This is a genomic window from Priestia sp. FSL W8-0001, from assembly GCF_038050335.1.
GTDB lineage: Bacteria > Bacillota > Bacilli > Bacillales > Bacillaceae_H > Priestia > Priestia flexa.
The window spans coordinates 1,088,039-1,100,525 of sequence record NZ_JBBPAL010000001.1; the positions used below are offsets into that span (position 1 = coordinate 1,088,039).

14 protein-coding genes are annotated in these 12,487 nt (G+C 35.7%); 12 read left to right on the forward strand and 2 right to left on the reverse strand.

Annotated features, from left to right (window positions below; translation table 11 throughout):
- Positions 1-194: 194 nt before the first annotated feature.
- Positions 195-680 carry a DUF2062 domain-containing protein gene (locus MKZ18_RS05675; protein ID WP_328101064.1) on the reverse strand — a complete coding sequence of 162 codons (486 nt, stop codon included), beginning with the start codon at positions 678-680 and terminating at the stop codon, positions 195-197.
- Between the two features lie 205 nt (positions 681-885).
- Here MKZ18_RS05675 and galE point away from each other — a divergent pair, with 205 nt between their 5' ends.
- From galE to MKZ18_RS05695, 4 genes are all read left to right on the forward strand, one after another.
- Positions 886-1,866 carry a UDP-glucose 4-epimerase GalE gene (gene galE, locus MKZ18_RS05680; protein WP_340842856.1) on the forward strand — a complete coding sequence of 327 codons (981 nt, stop codon included), beginning with the start codon at positions 886-888 and terminating at the stop codon, positions 1,864-1,866.
- A 275-nt stretch (positions 1,867-2,141) separates the two neighbouring features.
- Positions 2,142-2,408 (forward strand): hypothetical protein, encoded by a 267-nt coding sequence (locus tag MKZ18_RS05685; RefSeq protein WP_251385924.1) that lies wholly within the window; start codon positions 2,142-2,144, stop codon positions 2,406-2,408.
- Positions 2,409-2,554: 146 nt separating this feature from the next.
- Positions 2,555-3,046 (forward strand): sigma-70 family RNA polymerase sigma factor, encoded by a 492-nt coding sequence (locus MKZ18_RS05690; RefSeq protein WP_035321392.1) that lies wholly within the window; start codon positions 2,555-2,557, stop codon positions 3,044-3,046.
- A 132-nt stretch (positions 3,047-3,178) separates the two neighbouring features.
- Positions 3,179-3,640 (forward strand): competence protein ComK, encoded by a 462-nt coding sequence (locus tag MKZ18_RS05695; protein ID WP_062687092.1) that lies wholly within the window; start codon positions 3,179-3,181, stop codon positions 3,638-3,640.
- A gap of 311 nt (positions 3,641-3,951) precedes the next feature.
- Here the strand turns inward: MKZ18_RS05695 and MKZ18_RS05700 are convergent, their stop codons facing one another.
- A complete protein-coding gene (locus MKZ18_RS05700) occupies positions 3,952-4,398 on the reverse strand; it encodes a VanZ family protein (protein WP_062954540.1) in 447 nt (148 codons plus the stop codon).
- A 507-nt stretch (positions 4,399-4,905) separates the two neighbouring features.
- On the opposite strand from MKZ18_RS05700, the gene MKZ18_RS05705 reads away from it, so the two are divergent.
- Genes MKZ18_RS05705 through MKZ18_RS05740 form a run of 8 tightly spaced genes read left to right on the forward strand, consistent with a single transcriptional unit; the run spans position 4,906 to position 12,469 of the window.
- The gene (locus tag MKZ18_RS05705; protein WP_340842855.1) at positions 4,906-5,676 is read left to right on the forward strand and encodes a tyrosine-protein phosphatase; all 771 of its coding nucleotides are present in this window, start codon (positions 4,906-4,908) and stop codon (positions 5,674-5,676) included.
- A 57-nt stretch (positions 5,677-5,733) separates the two neighbouring features.
- Positions 5,734-6,618 (forward strand): UTP--glucose-1-phosphate uridylyltransferase GalU, encoded by an 885-nt coding sequence (galU, locus tag MKZ18_RS05710; protein ID WP_340842854.1) that lies wholly within the window; start codon positions 5,734-5,736, stop codon positions 6,616-6,618.
- Positions 6,618-7,241, forward strand: coding sequence for a sugar transferase (locus MKZ18_RS05715; protein ID WP_340842853.1), 624 nt, complete (start codon positions 6,618-6,620; stop codon positions 7,239-7,241). Before galU ends, MKZ18_RS05715 begins: the two co-directional genes overlap by 1 nt.
- A gap of 19 nt (positions 7,242-7,260) precedes the next feature.
- The gene (locus MKZ18_RS05720) at positions 7,261-8,544 is read left to right on the forward strand and encodes an oligosaccharide flippase family protein (RefSeq protein WP_340842852.1); all 1,284 of its coding nucleotides are present in this window, start codon (positions 7,261-7,263) and stop codon (positions 8,542-8,544) included.
- Positions 8,545-8,575: 31 nt separating this feature from the next.
- The gene (locus MKZ18_RS05725; protein WP_340842851.1) at positions 8,576-9,508 is read left to right on the forward strand and encodes a glycosyltransferase family 2 protein; all 933 of its coding nucleotides are present in this window, start codon (positions 8,576-8,578) and stop codon (positions 9,506-9,508) included.
- A gap of 25 nt (positions 9,509-9,533) precedes the next feature.
- The gene (locus tag MKZ18_RS05730; protein WP_340842850.1) at positions 9,534-10,727 is read left to right on the forward strand and encodes a glycosyltransferase family 4 protein; all 1,194 of its coding nucleotides are present in this window, start codon (positions 9,534-9,536) and stop codon (positions 10,725-10,727) included.
- On the forward strand, positions 10,720-11,472 hold the full coding sequence (locus MKZ18_RS05735) for a WecB/TagA/CpsF family glycosyltransferase (RefSeq protein ID WP_340842849.1): 753 nt from the start codon (positions 10,720-10,722) through the stop codon (positions 11,470-11,472). Before MKZ18_RS05730 ends, MKZ18_RS05735 begins: the two co-directional genes overlap by 8 nt.
- A gap of 25 nt (positions 11,473-11,497) precedes the next feature.
- On the forward strand, positions 11,498-12,469 hold the full coding sequence (locus MKZ18_RS05740) for a UDP-glucuronic acid decarboxylase family protein (protein WP_340842848.1): 972 nt from the start codon (positions 11,498-11,500) through the stop codon (positions 12,467-12,469).
- Positions 12,470-12,487 lie beyond the last annotated feature (18 nt).

Genomic DNA, 12,487 nt, shown 5'->3' on the forward strand with positions numbered 1-12,487 from the left:
ACGCTCCATTCCACCCTGTTTCCAATATTGTTTATCATTGGCTGAATTACTTATGTCCCAGCCTCTTTTTATTTTAAGACACCATTACTCTTCCGCAGGCAAATTGTCCAGGGATAAGATAGCGATTTGATTTTGGTTGAAACGGATAGGAAATGGTTTTTGGCATGCGTAATACCTTTCTTGCTGTTAAGAAATTATACAACCCATTTTTTATAAACGTAGTATAAAAGCTCAGCTCGATACTGATTAATCATATAATAAACGCCAGCGTAAAGAAGACCGCCAAACAGCACCACATTCACAAGCATTCCGGCTAGAAATATTTTGCCGATGTGTGCCCCCGTTTCTAAGTGATCGGTTAAATCATCGTCGGCAACTTCTAGTAACGCATGATCTAAATCGATGGGAACGAGATATTCGCCAACTACCGTGTTTAAGTAAAACATGAGCGGAAAAGCCCACATAAACAGCATTCCACCAATAAGGCCCGCCATGCTGTTGCCTCTACATAATTTGGCTAAACCTACAGAAAGGATTAGTCCAAACCCAAAGGTAGGAACAAAGTTAACAATTGAACCAAGGCTAAAACCAAGTGCAACTTTATGCGAATGATCTTTTAGTCGTAATAGTTTGATAAGAAGATATTTAAATCGACGCTTGAGGATCTTTAGTTTGCTCACATCATTCTTTCCCTTCTATGGTAACTCAGTTTCGGTTAAGACCTATATCACCATTTTACATCATGAAAATGCTGGAAGAAGCATTTTTTCGCATATTTCACTAAGATAAAGAAAAGTAGTCATTTTCAGTTCACAAAACTCATTTACAATAGTAGGGGAAGAGAGTACGATAAAACTAGTCAAAATGGACTAAAGGAGAGGTTTTATGATTTTAGTAGTTGGAGGAGCTGGCTATATCGGTAGCCACCTTGTAAAAGAATTAGTGAAAACAAATGAAGTCGTTGTCTTAGATAACCTATCAACAGGACACCGCTGGTCGATTGATGAACGCGCGCAGTTTGTAGAAGGTAATTTAGGGAGCGAAGCGGATTTGGAGCACGTTTTTTCTACGTATCAAATTGACGCGGTGATGCACTTTGCGGCGAACAGCTTAGTAGGAGAGTCGGTTGTTGATCCTGTGAAGTACTATGAAAACAACGTTGCAGCGACGCTTACGTTATTGAAAACAATGATGAAACATAACGTGAAAAAGTTTATCTTTTCATCCACAGCGGCAACGTACGGCATTCCGTCTGTTGATATGATTACAGAGGAAACAAGCACAAGTCCAATCAACCCGTACGGTCGCTCTAAGCTGATGATTGAACACATCTTAGCGGACTACGCGCATGCGTACGATATGGAATACGTTGTACTTCGCTACTTTAATGCAGCGGGTGCGTACGAAACAGCAGAAATTGGCGAGTCCCATGACCCGGAAACGCACCTCATTCCAATTATTCTTGAGCACTTACTAGGTGAGAGAGAACACATTTCCGTGTTTGGTTCTGACTATGATACAGAAGACGGCACGTGCATTCGCGATTACATTCACGTAACCGATCTTGCCAACGCACATATCGCTGCGCTTCAGTCACTTTTAGCAAACGAAACCAAAACAGCGACGTACAATCTAGGAAACGGCCTTGGCTACTCAGTAAAAGAAGTGATCGATACGTGCGAGCGCGTAACGAGCAAAAAAGCCAACGTCGTAATGGCGGACCGCCGTGCTGGCGATCCGGCTCGACTCGTTGCGTCTTCGGAAAAAATTTACCGTGAGCTAGGCTGGAAAGCAGAGCGTTCGCTAGAAGAAATTATTGCATCTGCGTGGAAGTGGCATCAAAGTCAAGTGAAGGTAGTGAAGTAATGAAGGAAGCCGAGACACCCGGGGTCTCGGCTTTTTACTTTCCTTCATGCTTCTTTTGTTCTTGTTCATTAAGAGCTTCTTACGTAGTTGTAGACAATGACTTTGTAAAGCAGGGCGTCACGTGTGAAAATCCAAATGCCAACGCCAATTTGACAAAAGATCTTTAAGAAAAAGCGAAAAACGGAGACTATCGCGAGCGCTTAACGGAATACATCAACTTAAATGACGGTCTTAGTCTACTGAATCGTCATTTTCCAGAGCTAGGAAAAGTCGTTGTGATGTGGGATAAACGGAAAGAATCGGTCAACATGACAGATACGCTAAGTGGAAATGTATTACGAGCTGATACGATAAGAAGTACATTAATTGATAAATTTGGTTCAGATGTAGGAAACTTTCTAGCAGATCAGCTCGGTGATGTTGCAGATGAAGCAGATGAAGTGATGACAAGTAGCGTGAACGAGGGCTTACAATCACAGAATGCTAGTTTAAACTCTAAGCTGTTTTTATTTAAGAACCCTTTACCATTACTACGCTTGTAGAATAACCTCACTATTTCCCAGGAAAGTACGAATGGTGTCTAACCATTATCGTCAAATTAGGTCAGTGTTCTTCAAATCTTCTTTTCGATAAAGTAAACCTACCGGCGGAATACAAGAAAAAGCGCGCTTTTCAAAAGGACAAATCTATGAAATCTGTATCGTTTGAACAAATCGCAGAATCCTTTCATCCTCTCATTGTCTCGATGATTCAAAAGCATCATATTTATAAAGAACAAGAAGAATACTATCAGCTCGCTCTTATTGGGTTGTGGAAAGCTTACCAAAAGTTTGATGAAAGCAAAGGTTCGTTTTCGGCTTATGCTTACAGCACCGTGCGCGGCACCATTTTAATGGAGCTAAGAGCAAGCGTAAAACGAGACGAGCGAGAAGCGCTGACAGAAGATACGCTGTTGGTGATGCACCCAGACGATTCGCTTCCCGTGGCGCTGCAGTCGTCCATTATTAACGACATGATCCAACACCTCACGCCAAGAGAAAAGATTTATATTCTGGAATACCTATTAGGAGGCTATTCTTATAAGGAGCTTGCAGATAAGTACGGGGTATCAACAGGAGCGGTGAAAAACTGGGGGAAAACAGCTAGGAAAAAGTTGAAAGAGACGCTTCCGTATTTATAAGAGTAAGAAGCAGAAGGCGGTAGCTTTCTGCTTTTTTATAATTAAACTAATAATTATGAATTTTGAGTAAAAAATACTAGATTTTTACAACTCTTTTTTATAAAATAGTAAAAAAGTAAAGGGGTTGGTGAAATGGAAGTAAACGAAAACTATGTTATAAACGTTGACACAAAAGCGTTGAAGCCAGTTCAACACTTTCAGTACCAAACAAAAATTGTAGATGCGAAAGGCGAGTACTATTCCACGAAAACGTGCAAAGAACTACTCATGGAATCTTGCATTCAGCACCTCACAACCTTCGAGGGCGCACTATACGCCGTCAGAAAACGATTTGGCTTCACGAAAGAACCTCCGCTTGTCATCGATAAAGCCAACGAGCTCATTGTCATTCCGACAAAGTCTCCAACATCACATTTGTGCAGCTGGTATTTTCTATCCCATATCGACGTTACTCAGACGCTTTCTTCTTCGAAACAAGCTTCACAGATCATCTACTTTCACGATCAAACTTATCTTCCAACGTCACTTTCTCGGCACAGCTTAAAAGAAAAGCTATCAAAGGCTTTAACCGTACAGCACGATATTCGTAAGTAGTGGGTACATATTCGGTTGTAGGGTTAGCTGATAGGTGCGGATTGCTAAGATTTTGTAAAGTTGCTTTCTAGACAGGAATGAGCATAGTTCATGATGCATTATATAAAGGGAACCATACGAGCAGTTAATTCATGAGCGAAAGCGCTATTCTGAGCTTATGAGAACCTCCATCGTGCTAGACGGACGAAATTGCTATTGCTTGGAAGACGTGAAGAAAGAAAAGATGATTTATGACTCGATTGGAAGAGATGTTGTTCAGAATATGAAAATGGTATTTGTCTAAACGAAAAAGCACAGCAAGATTACTCTTGCTACGCTTTTTTTGATTTCTTAAATCGGTCATATAAATATAAAAACAACGCTCCGCCAATCGAATCAATGATTACATCAATAATGCGCCCATCGCGCCCTACGATAAATGCTTGATGAACTTCATCCATAAACGCAAATCCTGCAAGCAAGAGCCACGCAAGGACAAAGCGTCCTTTCATTTTTGGTAGGTTCCAATAGATTAACAGAGCTAGCAATCCAAAGAAAGAAAGATGAGCAATCTTTCGCAAAACAAACTCTGCATCAAACGCATATGTATACTGCGTGAAAAACTCACCGCTTGGGTCCAATATGGATTGAAGCGTAGCCGTGTGATCCCATACCGATTCATTTTGCCACGTGCCTGGGTCCGTCACCTTTAAGTGCGGCGTATGTGAAAAATTTGAAATGGCTAACAGTAAACCAATTAATAACACTCGTTTCAACATATAACTACGTCCTATTCTTTACCAGATTCTTTTATAGTAGGGAAAACAACAGGTAAATGCAAGAAAAATGGTGAGAATTCATACACCGATAGAACTATATTGAAAGACTTAATTATATAAGTCGGAAAGAAGTGGTTCTTTTTATTTAAAAACGTCTTTCTTCTATTATAAATATGTAAACGTTGTCATTTTGATTCCTAGAAAAAATAGAGAGATATCTTGTTAAACCCTATAACAAAGCCGTTTTCATTTTCATAATTCTTTTAGCAAAGGAATTTTTATGTAAAAACAGGTTGTTAGGACTATTTAAATAGACTATAATTTAGCCGTAGAGTTCGACAGTAAAAGTAAAGCATAAGACCTATTTTAAGGGCGAAAAAAGACATGAAGTGACACAAAATCTGTATTCGATATTTTTCGACAAAATAATTCATTGAACCTGTTTTGTCGCTGTGATAACATTAAAAAAGATTTTCGGGACTTTGGAAGGATTGAAGGTGTAAAGAAATGATTGACATACATTGCCATATACTACCTGGAGTGGACGACGGTGCGCAAACGATTGATGATAGTATTGAAATGGCGAGACAAGCAGTTTCAGAAGGCATTCGTACCATTGTGGCAACGCCCCATCATCAGAACGGAAAGTACATAAATGAGAAACAAGACATTCTAGAACTTGTACAGCAGCTGAACAACCGCCTGCTAGACGAGAATATACCTTTAACTATTTTACCAGGACAAGAGTCTCGTATATATGGAGAACTAGTAGAGGACTATCAGGCTGGTAAAATACTAACCTTAAACGACACGTCAAAATACGTCTTCGTAGAGTTTCCTTCTAGCCAAGTGCCGCGTTATACAGAACGTTTACTATATGACATTCAATCAGAAGGCTTAACGCCAATTATCGTTCACCCTGAGCGAAACAGTCGGTTAATTGAAGAGCCAGATCTACTTTATAACTTTGTTAACAAAGGAGCTCTCACTCAAGTAACTGCCGGAAGCCTAACGGGACGATTCGGAAAGAAAATCAAAAAATTCTCACTAGACTTAATAGAAGCCAATCTAACGCACGTCATCGCTTCAGATGCTCATAACGTATCGGGGCGTAACTTCTACATGGAGCAAGCAAATGATGTGATTGAGTCTGAGTTCGGTGTGGACATGCTGTATTTGTTCCAAGACAACGCAGATGCGATTGTGAAGGGAAATGCATGTTTTAAAGATTCGCCTGAGAAGGTGAAAGTGAAGAAGAAATTTTGGCATATATTTTAAAGAGAACTAAATAATAATTTTCCTTTGAAAATAAAACTTAAAAAAGGGTGCATATTTATGAAAAAAGTCAAAAAAGCAATTATTCCAGCAGCAGGTCTAGGAACACGTTTTTTACCAGCAACAAAAGCAATGCCTAAAGAAATGTTACCAATTGTAGATAAGCCTACAATTCAATACATTGTTGAAGAAGCTGTAGCAGCAGGAATTGAAGACATTATTATTGTAACAGGGAAAAATAAAAGAGCTATCGAAGATCATTTTGATTACGCATTTGAGCTCGAACAAAATTTGTTTGAAAAACAAAAACTAGAATTGTTAGAAACAGTAAGAAGTATAAGTAATATGGTAGATGTACATTATATACGCCAAAAAGAGCCAAAAGGTTTAGGGCATGCGGTCTGGTGCGCGCGTACTTTTATTGGAGATGACCCTTTTGCTGTACTATTAGGAGATATTATTATTGATAAAGGCAATGCGTGTTTAAAAGACTTAATTGATTGTTACGAAGAAACACAAACTTCAACAATTGCTGTTCAACAAGTACCAACTAAAGATATTCACCAATATGGTGTAATTGATGGGGATGAAATTGAAACAGGAAAACATTTGATTAAACAATTAGTTGAAAAGCCAAAAGTAAACCCACCGTCGAATTTAGCAATCCTAGGAAGATATGTATTAGATCCAACTATCTTTAATATCTTAGAGCATATTGGTGAGGGTGCTGGTGGAGAAATTCAATTAACGGATGCATTAAATGTGTTAGCAAAAGAAAAGCAAATGTATAGCAAAGAATATACAGATAAAACATTTGATGTAGGAAGTAAAATTGGCTTCCTAGCAGCTAATATTGAATATGCATTAAAATCACCAGAGTTAAAGCATGAGTTCTCTAATTATCTTAAGAATTTAATTGAGGAAAAAGAAGTGGTGACGAGTTAATGGAAGGAGCACCTTCTATCAAAGAGATAAAAGTTAAAGTGAAATCTACAATCTATATAAAGTTCTTTAAACCGGTTATTGATATAGTTACTGCATTAATTACTTTAATCGTTTCATCACCTATTTTTGTACTCATTTTTTTAGCAATTAAACTGGATTCTAAAGGACCAGCTATTTTTCGACAACCAAGGATAGGTTATAAAGGTGAAAAATTTACTATATTTAAATTTCGTACAATGTATACTGTTGCTCCGTCACAAGGAAAGTCACCTACATCGTCTTTTGATCCTAGAATTACAAGAGTAGGCAGATTCTTGAGAAAAACTAGTCTAGATGAATTGCCACAATTATTTAATATTTTATTGGGACAAATGAGTTTTATTGGACCTAGACCAGAGCAAGAATTGATTGTAAAAGAATATTATGGTGAATATGAATCACAAAGATTTCTAGTTAAGCCCGGAATTACAGGTTTGTGGCAGATTAGTGAACACAGAACTCAACCAATACACGATCATTTAGAGCATGATTTTGTATACATAAATAATGTTTGTTTTACAACTGATATGCGTGTAATTTTAGGAACTGTTCAAGTAATGCTAATTAAAAGCAATACACATTAGAAAGTAATGAGTTGAATTTATGATCAATAAATTAAAAGGGAACTTATTAGTACAAAATACAATGTGGATGTTATTAGGACTAGGTGGAAAAACAGTACTACAACTAGGGTATTTTGTAATTATCGCCAGAAGTCTGGGTGTAGATGATTATGGTGTTTTTACGGGTGTTGTAGCCCTTGCTTTAATTCTATCACCGTTTTCTAACCTTGGACTTGGTCATACACTTGTTAAAAAAGTATCAAGAGATAAACAGCAATTTAATAAGCAATGGGGGAAGACGCTATTCGTTACGGTTTTTTTAGGATTTGTATTGTCGATTTTATTTGTTGGGATATCTCAGCTTTTATGGACAAGCAAAGTAAGTCTGACCGTGATTCTATTAATTGCATTAGCAGAATTAATATTTGCAAAAGTAGTAGAAGTTAGTGGCCAAGCTTTCCAAGCCATTAATAAGATGAAGCTAACGGCGCAGTTTCAGTTAATTATTAGTTTAAATAGGTTTATTTCAGCGATTATTTTATATCTCCTAGTTTCAAACAACGAATTAACATACTGGGCCATATTATATTGTCTTTCTACTTGTATTACAGCAATTTATTCTTTTGTTATGGTAACTAAGAAAATTGGTACACCTGTATGTGATTTACAAGGACTTATAGATGATATTAAGGAAGGTTTCTTCTTTTCTTTAAATATTTCTTTTATAACTATTCAAAATGATATTGATAAAACCATGTTAAGTAAATTTTCTACATTTCAAGCCACAGGGATATACGCAGCTGCTTATCGTTTAATAGAAGCTGCGTTCATGCCAATGCGGTCATTAATTAATGCATCTTATACCAGTTTTTTTGCATTTGGAAAAGATGGTATTAAAAAATTATTTAAGTACTCACTGAAATTTTATTTAATTTCTCTTTGTTATGGAGTAGCCATTGGTACGTTTTTATATTTATTTGCTCCTTTTGTCCCTATAGTATTAGGGGATGCATATGAGAGTACTATTGTAGCCATTCAATACTTAGCGATAATTCCTTTAATAAAAGGTGTTCAATATTTTTTATCTAATACTTTAACATGCTCAGGGAATCACTTATTTCGTACATGTTGTCAAATTTCTTCGGCAATTCTTAACGTATGTCTGTGCTTTTATTTAATTCCAGAATATAGTTGGTTAGGTGCAGTGATTGCTACAGTTGTTTGTGAGGTACTACTGATTATATTATTGGGATCTAATATCATTTATTTAATTGTTAAAGAATCAAAAGGAACAAAGAAACAAAAATTTTATAATATATCTTAAAAATAAAGCTAAGTAGCGAGGTGAGAATAAAGTGAATGTTTCCATATGTGTAGCTACAATGCAACGCCAAGAAGCTTTAGGACAGCTACTAAGTAGTATTGAAAAGTTGACATTTAAGAAAATTACTTGTCCAGTAATTGAAATTATCGTTGTAGATAACGACCCGCAAGCTACTAGTCAGGAATTCGTATCAACTTTACAGAAGTCATATCGCTGGTCAATAAAATATGTGTGTGAAAAGAGAAGAGGTATTCCTTTTGCAAGAAATACTGCTATTTATAATTGTAGTGATAACTTTGATTATATTGTATTTATTGATGATGATGAGTATGTAGAGGCTTTATGGCTAGAGGAATTATTAATAGCTCAAAAAGAATATAATGCAGATGTAGTAACAGGTCCTGTTATACCTAAATTTACTAAAGCCCCCCCAAGATGGATTGAAGAAGGAAACTTCTTTGCGCGAACTAGACATGTATCTGGTACAGATATGAAACATGTAGCTACAAATAATGTGTTAATTAGTAAAGACGTAATCGATTATATGAAACAAACACAATTATTTAATGAAAAAATGTCCCTAACAGGGGGAACAGATAACCATTTCTTTTTAAGAGTGTATAAAAAAGGTTTTAAAATGATTTGGGCTAACGAAGCTGTGGTATATGAATGGGTTCCTGTAAGTAGGGCAAATGTGAAATGGATTTTAAAGAGAGCCTATCGAATCGGAATTACAGATACAATTTGTGAGAGAGAGATTTTCCCTAGTAAGCTTTTTAATATTAAGCAATTAGTTAGAGGGATGGGGCGTGTTGTGTTAGGTACTATATTGGCAATACCATCATTAGCATTCGGAAAGCATAAGCTAATAAGAGTGTTACGTGGAGTATCTAGGGGCCTGGGTTTCATCATGGCAACGTTTGGGTTTAAATATGATGAATATAAAAAAATTCACAAAGTATAAACTTAAAAAACCAGGAGGAATTTTAATGATTCCTAAAAAGTTAGGATATTTATCAGGTGCACCAAGAGTAAGCACTAAAGAAAATGCCCAAGAAGGCGGAGCAAGATCGCATGTTTTAGGCGTAATTAACGGTTTTCAGGCAAGTGAAATAGAAGTGAAAGAATACATATTAGGAAATATGATTTCTGAAAATATTAAAACGAAGTCTGAAGAAAAGTTCACTAAGAATAAACTTTTTACTTTAGCATCCGACATTGTGAGAATACTACTAGGGTATTCTAATTCTAAAAAAGCGTGGAAGAACTTTGGACATGATGTCGATTGGGTGTATGAAAGATATGCAGCTATGCAAGCATTAGGTAATAAATTTAAAAAAAATAAAAAAACGTGGATATTGGAAACAAACGGAATAATATACAAAGAAGCTGTTACCGAAAGAAATGCTATTGTACTATCTAAAATAGCGAAATTTTTAGAATTAAGAGCTTATCGTAAGTGCGATGTCTTAATTTGTGTAAGTGATACCTTAAAAGAAATTATTGTTCGGGAAGCAAATATTCCAGAGAATAAAGTTTTAGTTGTACCAAATGGAGTAGATACAAATAGGTTTGCCCCAGGAATATATGAACCAAAGAAATTGTCTGATGAATTTACAATTGGCTTTGTTGGTAGTTTATATCCATGGCAAGGTATTAATTACTTAGTTCAAGCAATTCATTTGTTAAAAGAAAAAGGCATTACTATCAATTTAACAATAGTTGGTGATGGTCCTAAAAAGAATGAGTGGGAAGAATTGAGTAAGAATTTAGGGTTAAGTTCTCAAGTCAAATTTGTAGGAAGAGTTCCTGGGAATGAAGTTCCTAATTATGTGGAGGGATTTGATTTATGTTTTTCTGGCCAAGTAGACCTTGAAAATGAAAAAATGTATCATTCCCCACTTAAGTTGTATGAATATATGTCTATGGGGAAACCTGTGATAGCAACCTCATATAAAGATGCAAAAAAACTCATTGAAGGGAAAGAAACAGGCTTTTTGTTTATTCCCAAAAATGTTAACGATCTAGCTGAAAAAATTAATGTAGCTTATTCTTTGAATGATAGACTTGTAAATTATGGTAAAAATGCTAGACAAGAAATCCTTTTAAATCATAGTTGGGAACAGAGAGTAAAAGAATTAATTCCAAAAGTGATTGAAATAACGGAGGATACAAATGTTTAGTGACAAAAAAAGTTTTCTTGGGATTGAAATAAATGCTTATAGTGTTAAACATTTGAACGCCATTGTAAAAGAGGTAGTTAGTACTTCATCTAAGAGTATTATAGCTAATCATAATTTACATAGTTTATATCTTTTTCACAAAGATCCCAAAATGCGGGAGTTCTATTCATTAGCTAATTATACTCATATAGATGGTATGCCAGTTGTCTTATTAGGAAACATATTCAAACAAAATTTAGAAAAAGCCAATAGAGTTACCTATGTAGATTGGGTCGATCCACTAATGACTTTGGCAAATCAAGAAAGTTGGAAAGTGTATTTTTTAGGATCCAAACCTGGGGTTGGAGAGAAAGTTTCTGATATATACGCAGAGAAATACGAAAATGTGAAATTTAAATTTCATCATGGCTATTTCAATGTTAATAATATTGAGGAAAATGAAAAGGTCATTAATGATATTAATGTTTTCCAACCTCATATTCTTTTTATGGGAATGGGTATGCCTAGACAAGAAAAGTGGATTCAGGAACATCTTCAGCATATCAATGCAAATGTAATTTTACAAAGTGGTGCTTGTATGGATTATGTCGCTGGAGAAGTGGCAACACCGCCTAGATGGATGGGGAAATTTGGATTAGAATGGCTTTTTAGATTAATAGGTGAACCAAAAAGGTTATGGAAAAGATACTTAATTGAACCTTTGTTTTTAATACCCATTATTTTGAAAGAACTATATAAAAAGTAAGTAATTAATTTAGGGAGGAAATTAAATGTCACGAAAGATAATTATTACGGGTGTAGCAGGGTTTTTAGGGTCACACCTTCTAACGGAGTTATTAAAAGAAGGTAATAGTGTAATTGGTATTGATAATATGTCAACAGGAAAACAAGAAAACATTGAACAGCATATGAATAATAAATGCTTCACTTTCTTATGTGAAGATGTTTCGAATCCTCAAATTGTTAATAAAGCTATCTTCGAAAAGATTGATGAAATTTATCATATGGCATCACCCGCGTCACCTGTTTTTTATCAAGAAAATCCTTTTGATACAATTTATGTTAACACAATTGGTACTAAGAACATGCTAAGTATTGCGAAAAAAAATAATGCAAAGCTTCTTTTTACAAGTACAAGTGAAGTGTATGGGGATCCAGAGATTCATCCTCAACCAGAATCCTATCGTGGAAATGTAAACACTTGGGGTCCGAGAGCTTGCTACGATGAGGCTAAGCGTTTAGGTGAAGTAATGTGTTATGAATACTTTAATCGTTTTAAAGTTGATGTAAAAGTAGTTAGAATTTTTAATACGTATTCAGCGGGACTGAGAAATGATGACGGGCGCGTAATTTCCAATTTTGTTACTCAAGCAATTAAGGGAGAAGATTTAACAGTTTATGGGGATGGTTCACAAACAAGGTCATTTTGTTATGTTGACGATAACATTAGAGCTTTAAAATTAGTAATGGCCTCTAATAATACATCAGGAGAAATTATTAATGTTGGAAACCCTTGTGAATACTCTATTTTAGAAGTTGCGCACCTAGTCAAGGCATTGACAAATTCTAATAGTGAGATTACATTCCATCCACTACCTCAGGATGATCCAAAGGTTAGAAGACCAATTATCAATCGAGCGAAAGAGCTAATTAATTGGGAACCCAAAGTAGATATAAAAGAAGGGTTGTCAAGAACAATTGAAGTGTATAAAGAAAAGTTAAATCAAAAAATTACAAATTAATTGTTAGGGGAGTTCATT

Coding starts and splice junctions, on each gene's coding strand:
- MKZ18_RS05730 (WP_340842850.1), top strand. CDS start 9,534: ATGATTCCTAAAAAGTTAGGATATTTATCAGGTGCACCAAGAGTAAGC.
- MKZ18_RS05715 (WP_340842853.1), top strand. CDS start 6,618: ATGGAAGGAGCACCTTCTATCAAAGAGATAAAAGTTAAAGTGAAATCT.
- galE (WP_340842856.1), top strand. CDS start 886: ATGATTTTAGTAGTTGGAGGAGCTGGCTATATCGGTAGCCACCTTGTA.
- MKZ18_RS05740 (WP_340842848.1), top strand. CDS start 11,498: ATGTCACGAAAGATAATTATTACGGGTGTAGCAGGGTTTTTAGGGTCA.
- galU (WP_340842854.1), top strand. CDS start 5,734: ATGAAAAAAGTCAAAAAAGCAATTATTCCAGCAGCAGGTCTAGGAACA.
- MKZ18_RS05735 (WP_340842849.1), top strand. CDS start 10,720: ATGTTTAGTGACAAAAAAAGTTTTCTTGGGATTGAAATAAATGCTTAT.
- MKZ18_RS05695 (WP_062687092.1), top strand. CDS start 3,179: ATGGAAGTAAACGAAAACTATGTTATAAACGTTGACACAAAAGCGTTG.
- MKZ18_RS05700 (WP_062954540.1), bottom strand. CDS start 4,398: ATGTTGAAACGAGTGTTATTAATTGGTTTACTGTTAGCCATTTCAAAT.
- MKZ18_RS05690 (WP_035321392.1), top strand. CDS start 2,555: ATGAAATCTGTATCGTTTGAACAAATCGCAGAATCCTTTCATCCTCTC.
- MKZ18_RS05705 (WP_340842855.1), top strand. CDS start 4,906: ATGATTGACATACATTGCCATATACTACCTGGAGTGGACGACGGTGCG.
- MKZ18_RS05720 (WP_340842852.1), top strand. CDS start 7,261: ATGATCAATAAATTAAAAGGGAACTTATTAGTACAAAATACAATGTGG.